We start from the raw sequence: 24,152 nt of genomic DNA, 5'->3' as shown, positions 1-24,152 counted from the left end.
CATGTGTGTTCCACATGATTTTTCAATAAATTAAGTTAGCCATAGGTAATTTGAATATGGAAAATGTTGCTTTTGTATTTCCGGGTCAAGGTTCACAAGCCCTAGGCATGTTAGCCGAGCTTGCCGAATCTCATGCTGTTGTTGGACAAACCTTTGCTGAGGCGAGTGACGTCTTAGGTTATGATCTGTGGGCATTGGTTCAGCAAGGTCCTGTTGAAAGCTTAAATGAAACCGATAAAACTCAACCAGCCCTGTTAGCGGCGAGCGTGGCGATTTGGCGTACCTACGTGGCTTCAGGCAAACCTATGCCAGCTATACTCGCGGGTCACAGCTTAGGCGAGTATTCTGCTTTAGTTTGCGCGGGTGTGATGGATTTTAAAGATGCGATTAAGTTGGTGGAATTACGTGGTCAACTGATGCAGCAAGCGGTTCCAGCTGGCACGGGGGCTATGTATGCGATTATCGGTTTGGACAACGAGAGTATCGCTAATGCCTGCGCCGAAGTGGCTCAAGGGGACGTGGTGAGTCCAGTTAACTTTAACAGTCCTGGTCAAGTGGTCATTGCAGGTCAAAAAGACGCAGTTGAGCGCGCTGCAGCAGCTTGTAAAGCAGCAGGCGCTAAAATGGCGGTGGCTCTACCTGTCAGCGTGCCATCACACTGTGCATTAATGAAACCTGCGGCGGATAAACTGGCCGTGGCATTAAACGATGTACAGTTTAATACCCCAACAATTACTGTGATTAATAACGTTGATGTGGCATCACCCACCTCTGCTGATGACATTAAAGATGCGTTAGTGCGTCAGTTATATTGTCCTGTCCGCTGGAGCGAAACTGTTGAGCTAATGGCCCAAAAAGGCATTACCCAACTGGTGGAATGCGGTCCTGGTAAAGTATTGACAGGATTAGCAAAACGAATTAATAAATCACTATCAGCCCAAGCGGTTAATGATGTTGCTTCATTAGCAGCATTAACTGAGTAAGGAGTTTATATGAGTTTCAACCTGAATTTAACAGGCAAAGTGGCTTTGGTGACAGGTGCGAGCCGCGGTATTGGCCGTGCGATCGCTGAGACATTGGTCGAAGCGGGCGCCGTGGTTATTGGAACCGCAACCAGTGAGAAGGGCGCTGCGGCGATCCAAGAATATCTGGGTGACAAAGGTTTTGGTTTAGTGCTTAATGTCACAGATAGTGAATCTGTTACACATTTATTCGCCTCGATCAAAGAAAAAGCGGGTGATGTTGATATTCTAGTCAACAACGCGGGTATAACCCGTGATAATCTGCTGATGCGGATGAAAGATGATGAATGGCAGGATATTATCGACACCAACCTGACATCGTTATTTAGACTGTCAAAACCTGTGATGCGTACCATGATGAAAAAGCGCTTTGGCCGAATCATCAATATCGGTTCAGTGGTAGGCACCATGGGCAATGCAGGTCAAGTTAACTACTCGGCAGCAAAGGCGGGTTTGATTGGATTTACAAAATCTCTTGCAAGAGAGGTTGCATCTCGTCAAATTACAGTTAATGCTATCGCTCCTGGATTTATCCAGACCGATATGACAGATGAGCTGACCGAAGAGCAGCAAAAAGCTATCATGTCACAGGTTCCGATGGAACGATTAGGGCAAGCGCAAGAAATTGCCAATGCAGTGCTCTTTTTGGCCTCGGACTCAGCCGCTTACATCACAGGCGAAACTTTGCATGTGAATGGCGGCATGTACATGGTTTAAGGGCGAATGGCAGGGATTTCTGTCGCAACTGAGTAGTGATCTGTATCAATTGATAGTGAAATTTCGTGGTTAGACCACGAAAACTAAGCTTGCATTGTCAGCCAAATCTAATAAACTACTCGCAATCTTACGCAAGTGCGTAATTTGAATAGGAAAGAAAACTAATGAGCAACATCGAAGAACGTGTAAAGAAAATCATTGTAGAGCAACTGGGCGTTAAAGAAGAAGACGTTAAGCCAGCGGCATCTTTCGTTGACGATCTGGGTGCAGATTCTCTGGACACTGTTGAGTTGGTTATGGCTCTGGAAGAAGAGTTTGATACCGAGATCCCTGATGAAGAAGCTGAAAAGATCACTACTGTTCAAGCAGCGATCGACTACGTTTCTAAGAATCAGTAATTCTGAATTCTTGAAGACAGGCGGCATTTTTGCCGCCTGTTTTTGTTTTACCCCCGTCAAATTCTGCCTCCGTGCCATTCAATCGTCTCTGGATCGTGTTTTAATTGTTATCCACGAGATGCTCGCCGCAGATTGGCGAATTTTTCTAAATAAAAATTATTTAAGAAATTGTCTAATGATAGAAAACCCTGTGTCCTCTATCTGAATTAACAAATTAGCATTTAAAGGTGACTGCCGTGTCTAAACGTCGTGTAGTGGTAACCGGTTTGGGGTTAGTAACTCCAGTGGGCAATACTGTCGATACTACTTGGAAGGCTTTGCTTTCGGGTAAGAGTGGTATTGCACCGATAACCAAATTTGATGCCAGTGAATTTACCACTCGTTTCAGTGGTTCAGTAAAAGATTTCGATGTTGAGCAATACGTAACGAAAAAAGACGCCCGTAAGATGGACCTCTTTATTCAATACGGTATGGCGGCTGGCATCCAAGCTATCCAAGACTCAGGTCTGGACATGAGTAAAGAAAACCCTGGTCGTGTCGGTACTGCTATTGGTGCGGGTATGGGCGGTATGTGGTTGATTGAACAAGGTCACAGCGCATTGATGAATGGTGGCCCGCGTAAGGTTTCTCCTTTTTTCGTACCTAGTACCATCATCAATATGATTTCGGGCCACTTGTCGATCATGTTTGGCATGAAAGGGCCAAACTTTGCCGTGACGACCGCTTGTACTACGGGTGTGCATAATATCGGTTTCGCGGCGCGTACCATTGCCTATGGCGATGCAGACGTGATGGTTGCGGGCGGTGCTGAGGATGTCACTTCTCCTTTAGGCGTGGCAGGTTTTGGTGCAGCGAAAGCGTTATCGACACGCAATGACGATCCTACTGCGGCGAGCCGTCCATGGGATAAAGACCGTGATGGTTTTGTGATCGGTGATGGCGCTGGTGTGATGGTGATGGAAGAGTACGAACACGCAAAAGCGCGCGGTGCAACCATTTACGGCGAATTAGTCGGTTTTGGTATGAGCGGTGATGCGTTCCACATGACATCACCTCCAAGTGACGGAGCAGGCGCTGCGGCTGCTATGGTCAATGCTATTAATGATGCTAAGTTATCACTGGAGCAAATTGGTTATATCAATGCCCACGGTACGTCGACGCCAGCGGGTGATAAAGCGGAAGCGGCAGCGGTTAAGTCAGTATTTGGCGACCACGCTTATAAAGTACTGGTTAGCTCGACTAAATCGATGACGGGTCACCTGTTAGGTGCTGCGGGTGCGGTTGAAGCAATTTTCACTTTGCTAGCACTGCGCGACCAAGCCGTACCGCCAACCATCAACTTGGATAATCCAGATGAAGGTTGTGACTTAGATTTTGTTGCCCATACAGCCCGTGACGTGAAGATGGATTACGCTCTGTGTAACTCCTTCGGTTTTGGTGGGACTAACGGTTCATTACTGTTCAAGAAAGTGTAAAACACGCATTTATGGTGTAAAAAACAGTGAAAAAATGCGCCTGAGGGCGCATTTTTTATAGGTCAAATTCATTGCTCATGTGAGTTGAACTCCGTTATCTTATAGCTTTATTGTGATAGATGTCACTTTCTAACTGTATGATATCCATAGTGTTAACATTTGTTCATCAAGCTTGTTTAATTCTAATGACCACAGATAATGACAGACATATTCAATCTTAATGGAGTGTGTCATGTTAAATCCCGCGGTGATCCCGCTTGTTCCCCTCATTGGCGCATTAACTGCCAATCTGACCGAATTGATCCGCGGTGAGTTTAAAGTGTGGCATCCAAACATGGACATTGGGATCAAGACTTTTACCTTAGCAATCGCTGCTTACGTGGTGGTTTGGTTTGCCTTATTGGTGACGGCGATTAACGTCGGTGGCGATAGCAATATGTCTTCGGGCCTCGAAGTGCTTGGTTTCTTTATGTTTGGCTTAGGCGTTTACACTTTTGCTAAGGGTACGCGTTTCGTCAGTAGTGAATTTCAGCTATGGATTTATCGTTTAGCGTTGCCGAGTTTATTGCTTTGCTGCGTGCTTATTAGCCACTTTGGTTAAATCGAATTTTTTGACGAGGTCAATCGTAATTATTTTTACGCTAATGGCGCTTTCTATCGTAAACTCAGCCTATTGCACGAAACATTGAGCCACAGTGGCTGAATAAGTTGAGGTTATATGGCTGGTATAGATAGACAAAGTACCCTGAGATTTTTGTCAGAGCCTGCGGATGTGAATTTTGGTGGTAAAGTTCACGGCGGCGCTGTGATGAAGTGGATCGATCTCGCGGCCTATGCCTGTGCAGCGGGCTGGAGCGGTAAATATTGTATTACTGCTTATGCGGGCGGTATTCGTTTTGTGCAACCCATTTTGGTGGGCAATATCGTTGAAGTCAGCGCAAAAGTGATTTATACGGGTAAAACCTCTATGCATATCGGTATCGATGTACGAGCAGGGGATCCTAAAGTTTCTGAGCGTCATCTCACCACCCATTGTATTGTGATCATGGTAGCAGTTGATGAAGATGGCCTACCTACGCCTGTGCCTGAGTGGATACCACAGACGGAACATGATATTCATTTGCGGGATTCTGCACTGCGCTTGATGGAAATGCGTAAAAAGATTGGCGCCGAAATGGAAGCCCATGTGGTGAAATAGCCCCATAAATTAAATCAACAAAGGCGCTTAAGGCGCCTTTGTTGTTTTTAGCGAAAAGTGCGTTTATCACTCGCTCCGATTTCACTCTGACGTTACCGTTGATGGATGTTAAACTGCGGCCACTATTTTGATCGATTCATTTTGTTTATCTATTTAAGGATCAGCTCATGGCAAAAGTCGCATTTATTGGTTTAGGCGTAATGGGATATCCCATGGCGAGGCATTTACTGAACAAAGGCCATGAGGTCACTGTTTATAATCGTACTTTTACCAAGGCGCAAACTTGGGTCGACACCTATGGTGGTCGCTGCTGTCCAACACCAAAGGAAGCGGCAGAGGGTCAAGATATTGTGTTTACTTGCGTGGGCAATGACAACGACCTGCGGGAAGTGGTATTAGGCAGTGATGGTGTTATACATGGTATGGAAAAGGGCACTGTGCTGGTTGACCATACTACGGCTTCGGCCGATGTCGCTCGCGAGCTTGCCAAAGTCTTAGCCGAAAAAGGCATTGATTTCCTCGATGCGCCTGTGTCTGGCGGTCAAGCAGGCGCCGAAAATGGCGCCTTGACTGTGATGGTTGGTGGCGATGAAGCCGTGTTTGCCCGGGTTAAACCTGTGATTGAAGCCTTTGCCCGCTGCGCCGAGCGTTTAGGTGACGTCGGTGCAGGCCAGTTAACTAAGATGGTGAACCAAATCTGTATCGCGGGCGTGGTACAAGGTTTAGCGGAAGCGCTGCAATTTGCCCGTAAAGCGGGACTCGATGGCGAGAAAGTCATTGAAGTGATCAGCAAAGGCGCGGCGCAAAGCTGGCAGATGGAAAATCGCTACAAGACGATGTGGGGCCAAAGCTATGATTTTGGTTTTGCCGTCGATTGGATGCGTAAAGACTTAGGCATCGCCTTAGAAGAAGCCCGCCGCAATGGTTCACACTTGCCATTGACCGCTTTGGTGGATCAATTCTATTCAGAAGTGCAGGGCATGGGCGGTAACCGTTGGGATACATCTAGCTTGTTGGCGCGCTTAGAAAAAACGGCGAAATAAGCTTTACCTTAAGTTTTATCGTTATAAAAACTTAGCTTTCGCAGTGATAGGTTTTGCAGTGATAAAAATGCCCAGTCCCGATTGCGTTGGCAAATAGGACTGGGCATTTTTGTGTGTATCGTTTTTTGACTAGGACATTAAGAGCTAGGATATTTAATCGTTAGTCTTTCCAGCGAATATGGGTCACTAAACTGTGGGTTTCACCTGGCGCGAGCACGACTTTATCTTCTAATACATTGGCCGCTTCTAGGCAGACCATGGTCAGATAATCTTCTGGATTAAATCGGCCCAGGCGTTGTGACTTTTCAATCCATGGGTTCCATAATACGGCGGATTGGCTGTTTTCACGGCTGACTTCGATTGTCCCCTGCGGCGTATGCAATAACTGCGCTGGGCCGAGATCGGTATAGACACGATCTGTCTCGCGATCAAACAGCACTTCATCCGTGGTTTGCGGATAAGGCCCTTGTGCAAATTCGATGTATTTTGAGCCACTAAAACCGCTGGCTTTGAGTTGGTGGATATCCTCAATCGGGAAATAGCTGTGCAGCGCTTGGGTAAGCGTCACGGTTTCATCGTCTAAGTTGGTATTCACAAGACTGATGCTTAGAGTGTCGCTTAGGGTGAATAACACGCTGATCTCAGTGTTATGCGGCCAATAGATTTTATCTTGCTCACTGATTTTTAAGCTAAAACGTAAATCCACTAACTGATTACGCATTTCTACCGATTCCAGTGCCCAAATTCGAGTACGGGCGAAACCGTGTTGGGGAAAGTTCGCTTTACTACTCATGCCAAACCAAGGCCAGCATACGGGTACACCGCCACGGATCCCATTACCGGGTTGATAATCGTCAGCCGATGAAACCCACAGCAAAGGTGGTTTGCCTACGGGTTGAAAATAGTCTATTTGCGCGCCCTGCAAAAAAATTCTTGCCTGACATAACGCCGTATTCACTTCGACATAATCGAGCCCGTTGGCGTGCTTTTTAGTAGTGACAGAACCCATAGTAACAATATCCTTAACTCTGCTGACATATCAGAAAAACAGGCAGTTAGCTTACAAAGTTTTCCGCGATAACATAAGGCTTTGTTGCGATCAATTTACGGTTTCGCTGTTCGTTTGTGTAAACAAAAGTCTGTGGCAGATACTGAGGTGCTTTCTTTTTCGGCAAATTTAGCTAAAGTGGTCAGAGCACCAAAGTGGTCAGATCACTTAGTTGAGTTGCAGTCTAACAAGAAAAGGGAAGCGATTATGCCAGTTTATCAAGCGCCGCTGCGCGACTATCAATTTATCCTCGATGAAATGTTACATATTTATCAGCAAGATGCACTCAAGGGGTTCGATGAAATCGATCCAGATCTTGTCGATGCGATCCTGCAAGGTATGGCCGACTTTAGTACTGAAGTTATGTTACCGCTCAATAGTGTCGGCGATCTGCAAGGCTGTAAGTTGGTCGATGGTAAGGTGATTACACCGGAAGGATTTGATAATGCCTATCGGCAGTTTGTTGATAATGGCTGGCCGACGCTGACCTGCGATCCTGAATATGGCGGCCAAGGTTTACCCGAAGTGGTGGGGATTTTTGCCACTGAGATACAAACGGCAACCAACATGGCCTTTGCTATGTATCCGGGGTTGACCCATGGCGCTTATGCCGCCATCCATACCCACGGCAGTGATGCGCTCAAGCAAAAATATTTAAGTAAACTGGTCAGCGGTGAATGGACTGGGACCATGAACTTGACCGAGTCCCACGCCGGTACGGACTTAGCCTTATTACGCACTAAAGCCGTGCCAGTATCCGAAGGTGTTTTTGCTATCAGCGGTGAGAAAATTTTTATCTCCTCAGGCGATCACCAACTCACCGACAACATAGTGCACCTCGTATTAGCTCGTTTGCCCGATGCACCTGAAGGTGTGAAGGGCATATCTTTGTTCGCCGTGCCTAAAGTATTAGTGAATAACGATGGTAGTTTAGGCGCGCCGAACACTTTATATGCCAGTGGCCTTGAACATAAGATGGGCATTCACGGTAACTCAACTTGTGTGATGGTATTTGAAGGCGCACTGGGCGAGCTTGTTGGCGAGCCGCACCAAGGACTGCGCGCCATGTTTACTATGATGAACCAAGCGCGTTTAGGCGTTGGCGTGCAAGGTCTGGGTGTCTCTGAGATTGCCTATCAAAATGCGCTGGCCTATGCCAAAGACAGATTACAGAGCCGCGCTTTAAGCGGTGCCAAAGCACCCGAAAAAGCCGCCGATCCGATTTTGGTTCATGGCGATGTGCGCCGTATGTTGCTGTCGCAAAAAGCCTTTAATGAAGGCGCAAGAGCCTTAGTTGGACAACAAGCTTTGTGGCTCGATGAAGCTGAGCGTCATACCGATCCCGCCAAAGCCAAAGTTGCTTCCCAATTAGCGGCACTGTTCACGCCAGTGGTGAAAGGTTTTATCACTAACCGTGGTTTTAATGCCTGTGTCGATGCACAGCAAGTGTTTGGTGGACATGGTTATATTCATGAGTGGGGTATGGAGCAATTTGTGCGTGATAGCCGTATTGCACTGATTTATGAAGGCACTAACGGTATTCAGGCATTGGATTTAGTGGGGCGTAAGCTGCTTAGCGACCGCGGTGCGGCGATGCAGCAATGGTCGGCGTTAGTGACTGAGTTTATTAAGTCACATAGCACGAATGCGGCGATGCAACCTTACGTGAGTGGTTTAATGGATTGTGCGGGTGATTTGCAAAAGGCTAGCGGTTATTTAGCTTCGCAGGCAGCGACCAATCCTGACATTATCGGCGCAGCCTCTATGGCTTATCTGGAGTTATTTGGGGTGACTGCGCTGGCGTGGATGTGGGCCAGAAGTGCCGCAGTGGCATTAGCGGCGCTGGAGCAGGGCACCGAAGAAACCGCATTTTACCAAGCTAAATTGAAAACTGCCGATTTCTACATGGCTTACTGGGCGGTGCAAGGTCGCAGTCTGCGTAAGCAAATTGAGCAGGCGAGTGAAATGCTAACTCGATTGGATGAAGCTATCTTTTAAGCATTCACCTTATAGGCTGAGTTAAGCCTTTGCTTAAAAACAGCTCAACAACAGTCAAAACCAGCGTCTTGTCGCTGGTTTTTATTTTTATATCGTTTAAATCTTTAACTTATTGTTTTTATTAAGCTGCACGCAAGTACTCAGCTGGATGCTGTGAGTCTCTATCTCATTCCACATAAAAACTTCCATCGAAGGTTTGTGTTACTGGCGCCCTCTTTCGTTTGAGTCATAACCAAACATAACAAGGATTATGTGGGCTGATTTCGATGATTTATTAAACGCCTTTCACAATTGTGTAAATTCAAATGATAATTATTGTCATTCGTAAATCATTCTTTATAATGACGGCCAATTCGTTTGAATACATTTGTAAACCCTTTGGTTTATGCCATTTTTATGCGCTCGCGCTGGGGACATTCTGTGAAGACTCGTTTCGCCTACTCATTAATCGCACTTGCACTCGCTCAACATCAGTCGGCATTTGCCGCTGAAACCGTACTCGATAAAGAGGCTCCACAGCAGACCTTGTCTACGAGCTCACCAGTCCCCAGTCCTGCATCGACTCAATCCGCAGCCGATGGGGAGATAACACTCGCAGCACCTGAGCGTATTGCTGTCCATGGCCGTGCAATGCAAATGTACGTCGATAAAGAAACGACGGTTGGCACTAAGACGGCGATTAATGTGATGGAATTGCCGCAGTCTGTGCAAGTGCTGACCGAGCAATTAATCGTCGACCAAGCGGCGCGCAATATTACCGATTTATACCGCTCTATCGCGGGCGTGAGTGAGTTCAGTTATTCGGGCGTAACCTTTCGCGGTTTTCGCGACGATGCCAACGTATTTTATGATGGGGTAAGGGGCGATCCCTATTCTGGTTTTTCTGTGCCGCAACTCTTTAATGTGCAGCGGGTTGAAGTGCTAAAAGGTCCAGCATCCGCACTCTATGGCGGCGGTGAACCTGGCGGCATGATCAACTATGTCACTAAAAAACCAACCTTTGTCGAGAGCAAAGAGCTGACCTTAAGCACAGGCAGCGAGGATATGATGGGGGGCTCGCTGGATTTCACTGGCGGCTTAACCCAAAATCTCGCCTATCGCTTTGGCGCCTATTATCAGCAGGAAGATAGCTTTCGAAATAATGCCGATAGCCAAAATGCCGAAGTGGCGGGTGGGTTACTCTACGAAATCAGTGATGATACCAAGCTTACTACCACTTTCGATATCATTAAGCAGGATTTAGGTGGCAATCGGCTGCGCGGCGTGCCAGTGGATGATGCGGGCAATTTCCTTGTTGCGCCATCCTATAATGCTAATGAGAAGAGTGACTTCCAGAAGATGGATGCACTGGTGCTGCAAGCGATTCTCGATCATCAATTTACCGATAACTTCTCGGTCAAGACTCAGGTCCGCTATCTGAATAATGATTCGGACCAGCAATACCATGAATCGAGGGGTTGGGTCGATGTAAATGGTGATGGTAAAGCCAATAGTGCAGATGGAACCATTAAACGAGAATACCGAGTTCAAGTACGGGCTAATGATGAAATCAGTTTAACCAATGATTTTGTCTATGCATTCGATGCTTTAGGTTTTGAACATGAATTTCTGTTCGGCGGCGACTATCACTATGTCGAAACCGAATATCAGTACAAATTGGCGACTGATAAGGATGGTGTTGGTAACCTGAATATTTTTGACCTTAACTATGGTGAAACCGACCCTAATAGTTACAACTTGAAGGATAAAAATACCGATGGTACCCGCGCTAACCGTTACGGCATTTATGTACAGGAACATCTGCACTTTAATGAACAGTGGTCATTGATTGCTGGTCTGCGTTTTAGCCAGTTTGATGATTATGATAAAAATACCGGTTTCTCCTTCAGCGATAACGCGATAACGCCAAGAGCAGGGCTTAATTATCGTCCAATCGATTCAATGTCCTTTTATTTGAATTACTCAGAGAGCTTTAATCCAGCATCTTTAACCAATCAAGCGGAAGATATTAGTGACGGTTTCCTCGAGCCAGAAACGGGCAATCAAATTGAACTTGGGATGAAAAATGAATGGCTTGATGGCCAGTTTATGACCACGCTCGCGGTATATCGCATTGAAAAACAAAATGTCGCCCAAGCTAACCCTTTAGATACTGGCGATGACGATGGTATTCCCGCTTTACTTAATTTGGGTGAAGTACACAGTCAAGGCCTTGAATGGACGCTGGTGGGGGATTTAACCGATAACCTGACCGTCACGGCAAACTATGCCTATAACGAGACCGAAGTGGTTAAAGGGGTAACGAACGATAGTTTAACCAATACGTTTGATAGTAAGCACTTTGCCAATGCGCCGCGCCATCAAGCAGGGATATGGACCCGTTACGATATCAATGCACTCGATTCGGCGATTGCTTTTGGTATGGACTATGTGGGCGAGCAGTTCAGCCTCGATGGCCAAACGGTGAAGCCCCATACGATTTTTGACATGAGCTGGACGACCCAGTGGGATCAAACTCAAGTTCGCTTAAATCTTAAAAATATCTTCGATAAAGAATATGCCGTCAGTGGTTTTAGCGAGCGTAATGGCCATTTCCCTGGTGAGCCGCGTAATATCACGCTTGAACTGAGTCATAAGTTTTAATGCATTGATGTAAAAATAGCTTGTTCGTTAAGGATGATGAGCAAGCTGGAGCGAATGGGTTAATCTTGTGCGAATAACCGCCGTAGCTCTCAGTCAGTATTCGTGCCTTTAGCATGGATTAACCTTGTGTGACTTATCATCTTAATAGTGTTTACCTATTAAGATGATAGTTTCTATCCGTTATCTTTTCTCATTCAGCTTGTTTAGACTCGCCTTATATGAATTATTCGATAAGGTTTCCCTATGCACGCCGTCAGCCACTTAGCCTCCAAAGACACTCAATCTAACGCTAGCCCACTGGTGGCCCTGATTGCAGAAGGTGGTGGTCAGCGGGGTATATTCACCGCAGGCGTGCTCGATGCCTGGCTTGATGGCGGATTCGATCCCTTTGATTTATTTATCGGTACCTCAGCAGGTTCACAGAATCTCAGTAGTTTTTTGGCCCGCCAAAAGGGTTATGCCAAACGCTTAATCCGCGGTTTATCGCGCCATAAACGCTTCTATCGACTCGGTCGCGGGTTAGTCGGCGGCAATGTAGTCGATTTAGATTGGTATTTTGAGCAGACTCGACAAGGGATGTTTAAATTAGATCTTAACGCGGCGACAGCTTCACTCGGTCATCGGCAGTTACTGATCACCACCACTAATGCCAGTGATCGCAAAGGTTATTTTTTAAGTCCAAGCAGTAAAAGCCAGTGGCGCGAATTGCTAAAAGCTTCTAGCGCATTACCATTTTTGTATAAACAAGGGGTGAAACTCACGCCTTGGCTAAATGATAATGCCTGTAATAGTGACAACGCCTGTAATAACGGCGCGGCTAATCATAGCGCCTCTGGTCACGGCACAGCATTAAGCGAAGGTATTGATAGTGATTTTTATCTCGACGGCGGTTTAGCAGCGCCTTTACCTGTGCGTGAGGCCTATCGTCGTGGTGCCCGCAAAATTGTGGTGATCCGTACTGTGAGCGAGGATTTTCAGGCGCAATCGGCTTGGGTTCACAAATTAAAATCTTGGATTTGTGTTTCTGGCTTTTGTCCGAAAACCATAGATTACTTAGTGCAGCACGAACAAGCCTATCAGGATGAATTGGATTTCATCGCTAATCCGCCAGAGGATGTGGAGATAGTGCAGATTTTTGCTGCTGAAAATTTGCAAAGTAAATTGCTGGGCAGTACCGATGCGGATTTACGCCATGATTATCATGCGGGGCTGAGTGCTGGAAAGCAGTTTTTAAGCCTAGATCCGATGGCGTTGACGCAGAGTAATGCTTATTTTCAAACTCAAGTGCAAACCAACGCTCACACTCAAACCCACACTCAAACTCACTCTCAAATCAAGCCATTCAGTGCGTTGTCGGCCTAGTTTGGTATTTTAGCTAAGTCACCATTTTGTACGCGAGTAAGCAATAAAAGTAAAAAGCATTAAAATACAAGCGCCACCCTAGGGTGGCGCTTGTGGTTGGCTGTATTAACCGGTTCATCAATCTAGCTCATTAACCTAGTTTATCAACTGAGCACTTCAACGTTAGGCTATTAATAACTTGAGGTGTGCACTGAGCGTACGGCTCGGCCTGATGGGTCGATAATGCCGCGTAAGCTTTCGTCCCAAGCCAATGCTTCTGGCGTTGAACAGGCGACGGATTTACCGCCTGGAACCGTTTCTGCAGCGCCGCTCAGTGGATAATGTTCCTCAAAGAAGCAGCGATAGAAATAAGCTTCTTTGGTTTCTGGCGTGTTGTATGGGAAACGGAATTTCGCGTTCGCCAATTGTAAATCATCCACCCGTGCTGCAGCTTGTTCTTTCAAACCGTCAATCCAAGAGTAGCCAACGCCGTCACTGAATTGTTCCTTTTGACGCCACGCCACTTCTTTTGGCAACTTGTGCTCAAAGGCTTTACGCAGAATGTGTTTCTCAATACGGCCATCCTTAGACATTTTCGCTTCAGGGTTGATGCGCATCGCCACATCCATAAACTCTTTATCGAGGAAGGGCACACGGGCTTCTAATCCCCAAGCGGCCATGGCTTTGTTGGCTCGCAGACAATCGAACAGATGCAGCTTATCGAGTTTGCGGACTAACTCCTCGTGGAATGCCTGTGCGTTTGGCGCTTTATGGAAGTATAAATAGCCGCCAAATAGCTCGTCAGCACCTTCACCTGATAACACCATCTTAATGCCCATCGCTTTGATTTTACGCGCCATTAAATACATTGGCGTGGCAGCACGTATGGTGGTGACATCGTAGGTTTCTAAGTGATAGATCACTTCTTTAATCGCATCTAAGCCTTCTTGGAAGGTGAAATGGATCTCATGGTGAATCGTACCAATCGCTTCGGCGACCTTTTTGGCGGCGATTAAATCTGGCGCACCTTCAAGGCCGACGGCAAAGGAATGCAACTGTGGCCACCAAGCGTTGGTTTCGCCATCGTCTTCAATTCGGCGTTTAGCAAAGGTTTGTGTCACGGCGGAAATGATAGATGAATCTAAGCCGCCCGACAGCAACACACCATAGGGCACGTCTGACATTAATTGACGTTTGACCGCCGCTTCTAATGCGTCACGCAATTCTTCTTGGCTGGCTGGGTTATCTTTAACCGCATCATAGCTTTGCCAATCGCGGCTATAGTATTTAACGGCTTCACCATCTTTTGAATACAGATAGCGGCCCGGTAAGAATTCTTCTACCGTTTTACACACTGGCATCAAGGCTTTCATTTCTGAGGCAACATAGAAGTTACCCGCAGCGTCACGGCCTGTGTATAGCGGGATGATACCCATGTGATCGCGGCCGATAAGGTATCTGTCCTGGGCTTTGTCATATAACACAAAGGCGAAGATACCGTTTAATTTATCAAGAAATTCAGTGCCGTATTCTTGATACAGCGCCAAGATCACTTCGCAGTCAGAGTTGGTTTGATAGCTGTACTTATCGCCTAACTGGGCTTTCAATTCTTTGTGGTTATAGATTTCGCCGTTGACCGCGAGGATCAAACTGCCATCTTCAGTCAGCAGCGGCTGAGCACCGTGTTCAATGTCAACAATTGCTAAACGTTCGTGGGCAAGAATTGCCTTATCACTGGCATAAATACCTGACCAGTCAGGCCCACGGTGGCGCATGAGCTTAGACATTTCTAGCGCGACTTGGCGCAGTTCTTTGGCATCAGATTGGATATCTAAAATCGAAAAGATTGAACACATAGTACAACTCCCACACTGTCTGTCATTTGAGGATGTCTCAATTGAGGTTTAATGTGCCAGCAATTTAGGTATTTGCCAAATACTATTTTTGATGTTTTATCTGTTTATTGGTGTTTTTATTGATTTAGATGTTTGTGTTTAATGCTTTTATTTGAGAATAACTCATCTAATTTGAGTTATTTTTGATGATTTGTTTTTATTGTTTGATTTGGCGCGGAGAGTTTTGGGGAATTCACAATGAGTTTTAAAAAAGTGTCGATGACAGAAAAACCGTTAAAAAAGACCATAAATAATGAGTTGGCTCGTTTAAGTGTTTTATTTTTAATCAATTAATGCGCTGAGTTTGACATCAACCAATGGCATAAGACTATTCAGAATTGTGTGGCAGGATGGATATTTCGCGATAACGGCATTGTTTGTGAGCTGAAAACAAAAAAGCACGTGAATGGTTCACGTGCTTTTAGGTCTTGTTTGGCGCTTTATTCAGCTGGCGCTTTATTTCGCAGGTTCTACTAGCAGGCGTCAATAAGAGACGACTAACCCAGCTGTCTCTCGCAAGAAGCCACTGACTCAGGCTGTTATTTTGCGTCCGTTACCAGCGTCGTTCTGGCTGGGCGCAGGCTATTGAATTCTGTGCCTTGATAGTATCCCGGCCAATCTTTACTGTTGCCCAATGTGCGTGTGACTTGGTAGTAGATTTGCAAGTCTTGCAGCGCGCCGCTCAAATCCCAGTCTTCACGGTATTCATCGCAGACATTGTGATAGCAGCCTTTCATTGTGGCTTGCATTTGAGTTTTATAAGCAGCCGTGGCCTCATCAACGGGGTCGCTACCGCCGCCGGCAAATACCGCTGGCACGCCAAGTTTGGCAAAGCTGAAATGATCTGAACGGAAGAAACCGCCCGAAGCGGGATTTTTCTCACCCATGGCGATGCGGTTTTGTTGTTTCGCCGCATCGATAAGGTAGGTTTCTAACTCAGATTTACCTTTGCCAACGATGGTAAAGTCATTGGTTTTACCGTAGATATTCGTGCTGTCGAGGTTTAACACTGCCACGGTTTTGTCGATAGGGTAAAGTGGATTGGCGGCGTAATAGCGCGAACCGAGTAAGCCCTGTTCTTCACCTGTGGTAGCGATAAAGGTAACCGAGCGCGCTAAACCATGGCCTTGTTTGGCATTGTCGGCTAATTGTCTGGCGATTTCGAGAATGCCAGCAGTGCCCGAGGCATTATCCATGGCACCGTTATAAATCTGATCGCCTTCTTTCGTCTCGTCTTTACCTATGTGATCCCAATGGGCGGTGTAGAGGATTTGCTCGTCGGCTTGTGTGCTGCCGTGGAGTGTGGCGACCACATTGTAGCTATTTGCGTATTCGGCTTTATTTTTAAAGGCGATGTTGGCCGTTTGTTCAAGGGGTAAATTGATTGAGCTGTCGGCGGCGCGCGCCATTAAATTAGGTAGTGATAAACCGGCTTTATCGAACAGTTGCGTAGCCGCGTCCAATGTAAGCCAGCCTTCGACTTGGATACGGCTATCTTGTTCTGCTTTACTGAGGACCAGATCTTGCTGTGGTCCAGTCCAACTATTTTCTATCACGGACCAAGGGTAAGAAGCTGGCTCGGTATCATGGATAATCAGTGCGCCGAGTGCACCTTGACGACTGGCCTCTTCAAATTTGTAGCTCCAACGGCCGTAATAGGTCATGGCTTTGCCGTTGAATTTACCCGAGTCAGGGCGAGCAAAGCCGGGATCGTTCACTAAGATCACCGCGATTTTGCCTTTCATGTCGAGATCTTGGTAATCATTCCAACCATATTCAGGGGCATTCACCCCATAGCCGACGAAGACTAATGGTGCGTTCTCAATACTAATACCACCGTTATCGTGGCGACTGCTGAGCACTAGATCTTTTCGGTATTTAAAGGGTAATCCTGCCAGCGTGACTTGCTGCGCTTCATCTGCGGTATAGCTCACCATAGGCACAGGTTGTAAAAAGCTGCCTTGGTACGCGCCCTTGAGTCCCATCTCTGTAAAGGCTTTGGTCAAATAATCCAAGGTGAGTTTTTCACCGTGAGTGGTGGGCGCGCGGCCTTCAAATTCATCGGATGACAGGGCTTTAATATCATTTCTAAAGCGCGCTTCATTAAACTGCACTGGTTTGAGTTCAGCCAAAGTGCTGTTGCCATCAGGCTCTGGTGCATTAGGACTACAGGCACTGAGCATGGCCAACGCACAGAGTGGATACAGACGTCGCATAGGTTAATCCTACTGTTGTTTTAATTAAGGTATTTTAGATTTCTGTTAATCAATCAGAAGCGAGACTTATCATGAAGCAAGCCGCGGTGAGCCACAAGGTTGAGAAGTAGGCGAATATGTTACTTAATGTTGCTTTACCCTATGCAATACGCCTTTGGGCGAGGCGTGTTGCATAGGTAATGTTGGAATGACTTGCAGAATGACTGGCTACGCAGGGTTAGACAAAGGTTTAGATAATTGTTTAAACAACATCTATATCGCCCGCGCAGGCAAACACATGGTTCGGGCGGAAGGGCTCTTTGTCGATATCTTCGAGCTTACTCACACCACTGGTGACCAGAATGGTTTCAAGCCCTGCTTGGAAGCCCGCCAAAATATCGGTACGCATATTGTCACCTATGATGACAGTGTCTTCCGAGTGTCCATCAATATGATTAAGTGCTGAGCGAATAATCCATGCGCTCGGTTTGCCCACGTAGAAAGGTTTTTTACCGGTAATACGTTCGATGGGTGAGCAGAGTGCGCCACAAGCAGGGCTGTAAGCTGGGCCGTGGGTATCAGGGTTAGTGGCAATAAAGCGCGCGCCGCGTGCGATGAAGCCTGCGGCTTTATGAATCATCTCCCAGTTGTATGAGCGGGTTTCACCGACAATCACAAAATCGGGATTAATATCGGTAATGGTAAAGCCTGCTTTGTAGAGTTCGTGGGTGAGGGCGCCTTCGCCAATGACATAGGCCTTGCTGCCTTCTTGGTGTTTTAAAAAGTCGGCGGTGGCCATGGCAGAGGTGTAAAAGCATTCTTCAGGAATATCAATACCGGCGGCACTTAAACGGTTTTGCAGATCCTTACCCGTTTGTACGGGATAGTTAGTCAATATCACTAACGGATTGCCTTGCTCTAAAATGCGCTGGATAAATTTGTCGCTGCCGGGGATCAGTTTATTGTCGTGCAGTAGTACACCATCGATATCGCAGATAATATTTTTCATCTAATAGTCTCTTGTCATGCCGATCAAAAATCACTTTTTCGTTAAGTTATCTAATGCCACATTGCCTAAGAAAACAATGCTTTTGTTGAAAATAGTTAAAAAAATAGAGACCCGAAGGTCTCTATTTTTTTGATTGGTACAACTTACGGTCAAGTGGAACTAATCGGGCGCGTAACCGCTTGGGCCGATAAGGTTGCCATCGAGATAGGCTTGGCCATTTTGCATGTTAAGACGTTGCTGACTAAACCATTTCACCACGAGCGGATAAATAGCATGTTCTTGCTCATGCACGCGGGCGGCGAGCATATCAGCCGTATCTTCTTCATAAACAGGCACTTTGGCCTGTAATATCACTGGGCCAGCATCCAGCTCAGGCGTGACAAAATGCACGCTGGCACCATGTTCGCTATCGTTCGCGTCTATGGCACGTTGATGGGTGTTTAAGCCAGTGTATTTCGGTAGCAGCGAAGGATGAATATTGATCATGCGACCTAGGTAATGATTCACGAAATCATCGGTTAAGATCCGCATAAATCCCGCCAACACGATTAAATCGGGCTGGTACTTTTCAATCACTGTCATTAAACGTGCATCGTATTCAGAGCGAGATTCACCTTGGTGAGCTATCACGCAGCTGGTATCAATTTCGCCATGATGGGCGCGCACTAGGCCATAGGCATCGGGTTTATTACTGATGACTCCGACAACTTCGGCCTGCAGATTATCATCGCAACCGTCGATAACCGCTTGCAGGTTACTGCCATTTCCGGAAATTAATACAACTACACGACAGCTCTGGGGCATTACAGGATCTCCACTTGCTCTTCATTGCCTTCACGATGTGCGATAGCACCGATAAGCCATGCTTGTTCGCCTTCTGCAGCCAGTAATGCAAGTGCTGCATCTACTTTATCGGCTGGCAGCGCGACTAACATGCCGACGCCACAGTTGAAGGTGCGATACATTTCGTATTCTGCAATGTTGCCATTTTCCATTAACCAACTGAAAACAGCGGGCCATTGCCATGAATCGCCTTGGATAACCGCTTTTAAATTATCTGGCAGTACGCGTGGGATGTTTTCCCAGAAGCCGCCGCCAGTAATGTGCGCCATCGCATGGACATCAGATGCTTCAATCAGTTTGAGCAATGATTTTACGTAAATTTTGGTTGGCTCAAGTAGATGTTCAATCAGCGGTTTGCCGTTGAGATCTTGTTGAGGGTTTGCTTGGCTCACTTCTAATACTTTACGTACTAAAGAGTAACCATTTGAATGAGGGCCGCTTGAGGCTAATGCAATAAGCGCATCACCCGCTGCCACTTTGCTACCGTCAATAATGTCGGCTTTTTCAACTACACCCACGCAGAAACCCGCTAGGTCGTAATCTTCACCTTCATACATGCCTGGCATTTCAGCGGTTTCACCGCCAATTAACGCACAACCAGATTGGAAACAACCTTCGCCGATGCCGTTGACGACGGACGTTGCCGTTTCAACATCGAGTTTGCCTGTTGCGTAGTAATCGAGGAAAAACAGTGGCTCAGCGCCTTGGACGATCAGATCGTTCACACACATGGCAACTAAGTCTATGCCGACAGTGTCATGTTTTTTATAGTCGATAGCTAAACGTAATTTAGTCCCAACACCATCGGTGCCAGACACTAAAACCGGTTGTTTGTATTTAGTGGGGATTTCACACAGGGCGCCAAAACCACCTAAGTTGCCCATAACTTCTGGACGACGGGTACGTTTAACGGCGGCTTTAATGTTACTTACCAGTGCATTACCTGCATCAATATCAACGCCGGCATCTTTATAGCTCAGTGGGGTAGGTGTGCTCACGGAGGGATCCTCTCGGGTACATCGTTATTGGATTTTATGCGGCGGTATTCTACCAGCTTGTGCTAGGGGTCGAAAGTCATGATTTGGATTTATGCCCCTCGGCGGAGTTTTTTTGGTCTGAATGCGAGATATTCTATTTTTAGAGGTCTTGAGTTTGGTCACAAAATAGTAAATCACAGTAGGTATCTTAGACGATTGGGGATTATTCTTGCGAGATAGCTCACGATTAGACCGAATGGCAAAACTTTCTGTTTTACCTAGTAAACAAATCAACTAGAATCTGAAAAATTTGCCTAAAATAATACGCCGAAAAATAAGCAGGAGAGAAAAATGAAAGTTGTCGAGGTTAAACATCCTTTAGTGCGTCACAAAATCGGTTTAATGCGCGAAGGTGACATTAGCACTAAACGTTTCCGTGAACTAGCCGCCGAAGTGGGTAGTTTATTAACCTATGAAGCTACCGCAGATTTCGAAACTGAAACGGTGACGATTGAAGGCTGGAATGGTCCGGTTGAAGTCGATCAAATCAAAGGTAAGAAAGTCACTGTTGTGCCAATTTTACGTGCGGGTTTGGGCATGATGGACGGCGTACTCGAGCACATTCCAAGTGCGCGTATCTCAGTTGTCGGTATTTACCGTGATGAAGAGACCCTTGAGCCAGTGCCTTATTTTGAGAAGCTGGCCAGCGACATGAACGAGCGTATCGCCTTAGTTGTTGACCCTATGTTGGCGACAGGTGGTTCTATGATTGCGACCGTCGATTTATTGAAAAAGCGCGGTTGTACTTCAATTAAGGCCCTAGTGCTAGTGGCTGCGCCTGAAGGCATTAAAGCCTTAGAAGCGGCGCATCCGGATATCGAATTATATACTGCCGCTATCGATAGATGCTTAAACGAGAAAGGCTATATCCTGCCAGGTCTTGGTGATGCGGGCGATAAAATCTTTGGTACTAAATAGCTAAAGTTGCTAAATAATCAGAGTTGCTGATGCTCAATTGAGCGGATGTGGTCAGTAAGGGAGCCTGGGCTCCCTTTTTGTTTTTGTTCAATACAGTAATAACAACTTTATCTTAAGCTGCTAAAGTTTAGGATAAGGTAAATAATAATTCTCTATTGAAGTTGTTTTTATTGGCTTATTTTGCAATTTTATTGATCGCAGTTTACGTTTTGTGCAAGGTACATATCGGTAGAACAGGGATTAAGAGGAATTATGGGAAATTCGGCTCTCAACTGGTTATTATTGCGTCGATCATTTGAATTTGCGACCCTCTTGTTTGTCGTACTCCTACTTATTCTATTACCGTTTAAAATCGATAGAGAGCATAAATCCTTTGTGTCTTTTGTAAAAAACGAGCAACTTACACCGAGTTATATTGAACTGCTCGGTAAAAGCTTATCTCTGCATGATATTATTGATTTCAATAAATCCTCTTTAGCGCTTTTTCAGCTTGACCCTTCTAGATTAATGCTGCCGCAAGGGGGAGTGCTTTCCGCAGAAGAAGAGCAAGTCTTACGCTATTTTGATTATCTCTATTCCAGTAAAACCAGTAAAAAGACCAATGTCGAAGATATATTTCTGTATGTGGGACTTTATCGCAGTGATGCCATGTATTTTGCCTCCCCAATTCCTGAGGACGTAAAAGCGCGGCTGATTAAAGACCGTACTTCAACGAATGAGTTTTGTCAGAGTCTGCACTATTGCGCGAAAGACGCGACCCCAGAGTCCTTAGCCGATGGAATCGTATTATCCATTCCTTATCAAGATGAAGTCAGTGGAAAAGTCATTTTATCGATGGCATCACCGATTTCATCATCTAATGATCCTAATCATTTCATCGGTGATGTTATTGCCGACACGGCTCTAATGACGTCGGTTTTTATGCGTAATAAACATGTTGAATTACAGAAAACGGATTATGGTACTGAGTTGGTGATCACGACAGATAGCCTTTGGGCTGAATTGACGCCGGAGTTCTTGTTTTATTCGATGACAAATCATTTAGATAACATGACTTCACTGACATATAAAATCAGTATATTTCGTTTCATTGTGTGGAATTTGCCCCTATGGTTTTTGTTATCTATCGTGATCTTCTTCGTTCAAATTAATATCAATCGTTTTAGGAAACTTCGTACTGAGCGTCAACGGTTTAGTGAAGCGATGTTATTGGATGCTTTTACTCGAACCTATAATAAGAAAGTCTATGAGACCACACTGTTTGATGTCGCAACTAAGGGGCATTACGCGGTGATCTGCGTGGATGGCGACAAAATCAAAACCATTAATGATACCTATGGGCATAAACTCGGGGATATGGCGATCATGCAAATTGTTGATGCGATGCGCAGTGTATTTCGAGAAAATGATTTGTTAATCAGAACCGGCGGTGATGAGTTTGTCGTTATCTTAGCTAATTGTACTTTTGAACGGGCCTTATTGTTGGCTGAACATTTACGTCAGGCGGTCGCAGAGCGGCAGTTTTTAAATGTGCTGACAGTCTCCTGCGGTGTGGCTGATTCGCAAGATTATGCTTCCTTTGAGGCAGTGCTACAAGCGGCGGATAAAGCGTTATATGAGGATAAAAAGAATAAGCAAGGAAGTCGCAAGCTTGACCCGACATCTTAATTATCACGTTAATTATTACGTTAATTATTACGTTCATTATTACGTTCATTATTACGTGAGTTATCGAGTGAATCAGTGAGTTAACCTGCTGCCCGCAATAAAGTGAATACCCGCGATAAAAAACAGCGCGGAGAATGCCGCGCTGTTGTTACTTTCTAATCCGGTAATGTAAACATCTGCGATAACACTTACAACACCATGGCCGCAATCCACCCAAACACTAATAGTGGAATATTGTAGTGGATAAATGTTGGGATCACGCTGTCACGAATGTGGTCGTGTTGACCATCGGCATTCAAACCTGCAGTGGGACCTAAGGTGGAATCTGATGCTGGCGAGCCCGCATCACCCAGCGCGGCGGCAGTGCCAACTAACGCGATTGTGGCCGCTACTGAAAAACCAAAACTCAATGCCAATGGTACATATATCGTCGCGATAATTGGAATGGTGGAGAAAGACGACCCAATTCCCATAGTGATTAGTAGACCAACCAGTAGCATTAAGAAGGCTGCGAGGGCTTTATTATCCCCAATGATGTCGCTAAGCGAGGCCACAAGCGTACCCACTTCACCGGTTTCTTTCACGACAGCGGCAAAGCCAGCTGCTGAAATCATGATAAAGCCGATATTGGCCATCATTCGCACACCTTGGTTGAAAATATCTTGGTCGGCGACATGCTTCAAGGCTCCCGAAAAACTGAAAATCATGAAGCCGACTAAGGCACCAAAAATCATAGAGTCAGTTTCAAGTTGTACGACGAGAGTGGCTAATATCGCCAGTGCAGCAATGATGATATTGCGTTTGTTGAGATTTTCTTCAGGTTCAGCGACCAACACTTTTGCCTCGTCGTAAGTCCGAGGTTTACGGTAACTGATGAATACTGCGGTGAGTAACCCTACGACCATACCCGCGGCAGGGATTAACATGGCTGGCGGAATTTGCTCACGAGCAGCGGCTAAGCCATTGCTGGTTAAGTTAGAAAGCAGAATATCATTTAAGAAAATGCCACCAAAACCAATCGGTAAAATCATATAGGTGGTGACTAGGCCGAAGGTGAGAACACAAGCCACAAGGCGGCGGTCGATGTTCAGTTTGGTCATCACATGTAAGAGTGGTGGCACTAAAATCGGAATAAAGGCGATATGGATCGGTAAAATATTCTGTGAAGCCATCGACATGACGAGTAGCGATAACAGCAGTAACCAGCGTACCCAGTTAGTGTTAGTGGGATTAGGATCTTGTCCAAGGCTACTAATGATGCTTCTGGAAATCAGCGTCGTTAAACCTGAATGCGATAGTGCGACAGCGAAGGCGCCTAATAATGCGTAACTGAGCGCAATTTGTGCGCCGCCACCTAAGCCTGTATTAAAGGCATCTATAGTTTGGTGCAGATCCATTCCGCCTACTAATCCCGCCACGAGGGCGCTCACGGTCAGGGCAATAACCACATTCACCCTAGCTAAACTGAGTGCTAACATTAAGCACACTGCAATTACGACTGCATTCATTATCAATTTTCTTAATTCTTTAAGCCAAAGGAGCTATTTTCGACTGCAAAGGCAGTGGATGTCCAGTTTGCCGAGGGCTTATCTGAAAAATATCTGAAAATGTGATCATGCTGGGTTTTGTCTGTTAGCCGAATGTGGATTGCTCCGCACACAGGATACGCAGATTGCTCTATCCTTAGTCAGGCAAAACGGAAAT

At 46.0% G+C, this 24,152-nt stretch carries 19 protein-coding genes; 12 read left to right on the top strand and 7 right to left on the bottom strand.

The window, feature by feature from the left end; all coding sequences use genetic code 11:
• Positions 1–56: 56 nt before the first annotated feature.
• From fabD to L5L94_RS11105, 7 genes are all read left to right on the top strand, one after another.
• Entirely contained in the window at positions 57–983 is a 927-nt protein-coding gene (gene fabD / locus L5L94_RS11135; protein ID WP_113938794.1) for an ACP S-malonyltransferase, read from the top strand.
• Between the two features lie 9 nt (positions 984–992).
• The gene (gene fabG / locus L5L94_RS11130) at positions 993–1,739 is read left to right on the top strand and encodes a 3-oxoacyl-ACP reductase FabG (RefSeq protein WP_006081230.1); all 747 of its coding nucleotides are present in this window, start codon (positions 993–995) and stop codon (positions 1,737–1,739) included.
• A gap of 164 nt (positions 1,740–1,903) precedes the next feature.
• Positions 1,904–2,137, top strand: coding sequence for an acyl carrier protein (acpP, locus tag L5L94_RS11125; RefSeq protein ID WP_006081231.1), 234 nt, complete (start codon positions 1,904–1,906; stop codon positions 2,135–2,137).
• Between the two features lie 236 nt (positions 2,138–2,373).
• On the top strand, positions 2,374–3,612 hold the full coding sequence (gene fabF / locus L5L94_RS11120; protein ID WP_006087466.1) for a beta-ketoacyl-ACP synthase II: 1,239 nt from the start codon (positions 2,374–2,376) through the stop codon (positions 3,610–3,612).
• 232 nt (positions 3,613–3,844) lie between these two features.
• Positions 3,845–4,213, top strand: a complete 369-nt coding sequence (locus L5L94_RS11115; protein WP_028760367.1) for a hypothetical protein — start codon at positions 3,845–3,847, stop codon at positions 4,211–4,213.
• A gap of 117 nt (positions 4,214–4,330) precedes the next feature.
• Positions 4,331–4,810, top strand: coding sequence for an acyl-CoA thioesterase (locus tag L5L94_RS11110; protein ID WP_105252855.1), 480 nt, complete (start codon positions 4,331–4,333; stop codon positions 4,808–4,810).
• Positions 4,811–4,977: 167 nt separating this feature from the next.
• Entirely contained in the window at positions 4,978–5,853 is an 876-nt protein-coding gene (locus L5L94_RS11105) for an NAD(P)-dependent oxidoreductase (protein ID WP_263163161.1), read from the top strand.
• Between the two features lie 160 nt (positions 5,854–6,013).
• Here the strand turns inward: L5L94_RS11105 and L5L94_RS11100 are convergent, their stop codons facing one another.
• Positions 6,014–6,862, bottom strand: a complete 849-nt coding sequence (locus L5L94_RS11100; RefSeq protein ID WP_263163159.1) for a D-hexose-6-phosphate mutarotase — start codon at positions 6,860–6,862, stop codon at positions 6,014–6,016.
• Between the two features lie 246 nt (positions 6,863–7,108).
• Here L5L94_RS11100 and L5L94_RS11095 point away from each other — a divergent pair, with 246 nt between their 5' ends.
• The 3 genes from L5L94_RS11095 (at position 7,109) to L5L94_RS11085 (ending at position 12,904) form a co-directional block, all read left to right on the top strand.
• Positions 7,109–8,899: an acyl-CoA dehydrogenase C-terminal domain-containing protein gene (locus L5L94_RS11095; protein WP_263163157.1), complete on the top strand. Its 1,791-nt coding sequence runs from the start codon at positions 7,109–7,111 to the stop codon at positions 8,897–8,899.
• A gap of 396 nt (positions 8,900–9,295) precedes the next feature.
• Positions 9,296–11,542 carry a TonB-dependent siderophore receptor gene (locus tag L5L94_RS11090; RefSeq protein ID WP_263163306.1) on the top strand — a complete coding sequence of 749 codons (2,247 nt, stop codon included), beginning with the start codon at positions 9,296–9,298 and terminating at the stop codon, positions 11,540–11,542.
• Positions 11,543–11,785: 243 nt separating this feature from the next.
• Positions 11,786–12,904: a patatin family protein gene (locus L5L94_RS11085; protein ID WP_263163156.1), complete on the top strand. Its 1,119-nt coding sequence runs from the start codon at positions 11,786–11,788 to the stop codon at positions 12,902–12,904.
• 170 nt (positions 12,905–13,074) lie between these two features.
• Here L5L94_RS11085 and asnB read toward each other — a convergent pair whose 3' ends face one another.
• The 5 genes from asnB to purM all read right to left on the bottom strand — a co-directional run bounded on the left by asnB (position 13,075) and on the right by purM (position 19,823).
• A complete protein-coding gene (asnB, locus tag L5L94_RS11080; RefSeq protein WP_263163154.1) occupies positions 13,075–14,739 on the bottom strand; it encodes an asparagine synthase B in 1,665 nt (554 codons plus the stop codon).
• A gap of 578 nt (positions 14,740–15,317) precedes the next feature.
• Positions 15,318–16,994: a M28 family metallopeptidase gene (locus tag L5L94_RS11075; protein ID WP_263163152.1), complete on the bottom strand. Its 1,677-nt coding sequence runs from the start codon at positions 16,992–16,994 to the stop codon at positions 15,318–15,320.
• Positions 16,995–17,235: 241 nt separating this feature from the next.
• Positions 17,236–17,982: an HAD-IIA family hydrolase gene (locus L5L94_RS11070; RefSeq protein WP_028760358.1), complete on the bottom strand. Its 747-nt coding sequence runs from the start codon at positions 17,980–17,982 to the stop codon at positions 17,236–17,238.
• A 159-nt stretch (positions 17,983–18,141) separates the two neighbouring features.
• Complete coding sequence (purN, locus tag L5L94_RS11065; protein ID WP_113938787.1) at positions 18,142–18,786, bottom strand: phosphoribosylglycinamide formyltransferase; 645 nt, start codon at positions 18,784–18,786, stop codon at positions 18,142–18,144.
• Positions 18,786–19,823 (bottom strand): phosphoribosylformylglycinamidine cyclo-ligase, encoded by a 1,038-nt coding sequence (purM, locus tag L5L94_RS11060; protein ID WP_263163150.1) that lies wholly within the window; start codon positions 19,821–19,823, stop codon positions 18,786–18,788. The genes purN and purM overlap by 1 nt, the downstream gene beginning before the upstream one ends.
• A 330-nt stretch (positions 19,824–20,153) precedes the next feature.
• On the opposite strand from purM, the gene upp reads away from it, so the two are divergent.
• Entirely contained in the window at positions 20,154–20,780 is a 627-nt protein-coding gene (upp, locus tag L5L94_RS11055) for a uracil phosphoribosyltransferase (RefSeq protein WP_011789711.1), read from the top strand.
• 252 nt (positions 20,781–21,032) lie between these two features.
• Positions 21,033–22,448, top strand: coding sequence for a GGDEF domain-containing protein (locus tag L5L94_RS11050; protein ID WP_263163149.1), 1,416 nt, complete (start codon positions 21,033–21,035; stop codon positions 22,446–22,448).
• Positions 22,449–22,636: 188 nt separating this feature from the next.
• Here L5L94_RS11050 and L5L94_RS11045 read toward each other — a convergent pair whose 3' ends face one another.
• Positions 22,637–23,956, bottom strand: a complete 1,320-nt coding sequence (locus L5L94_RS11045) for a Na+/H+ antiporter family protein (protein ID WP_173496537.1) — start codon at positions 23,954–23,956, stop codon at positions 22,637–22,639.
• Between the last annotated feature and the right edge of the window lie 196 nt (positions 23,957–24,152).

Source organism: Shewanella sp. SM21, assembly GCF_025654335.1.
Taxonomy (GTDB): Bacteria; Pseudomonadota; Gammaproteobacteria; order Enterobacterales; family Shewanellaceae; genus Shewanella; species Shewanella oncorhynchi.
Note: the sequence above shows the minus strand (reverse complement) of the source record. Positions and strands in the feature narration are given on the sequence as shown.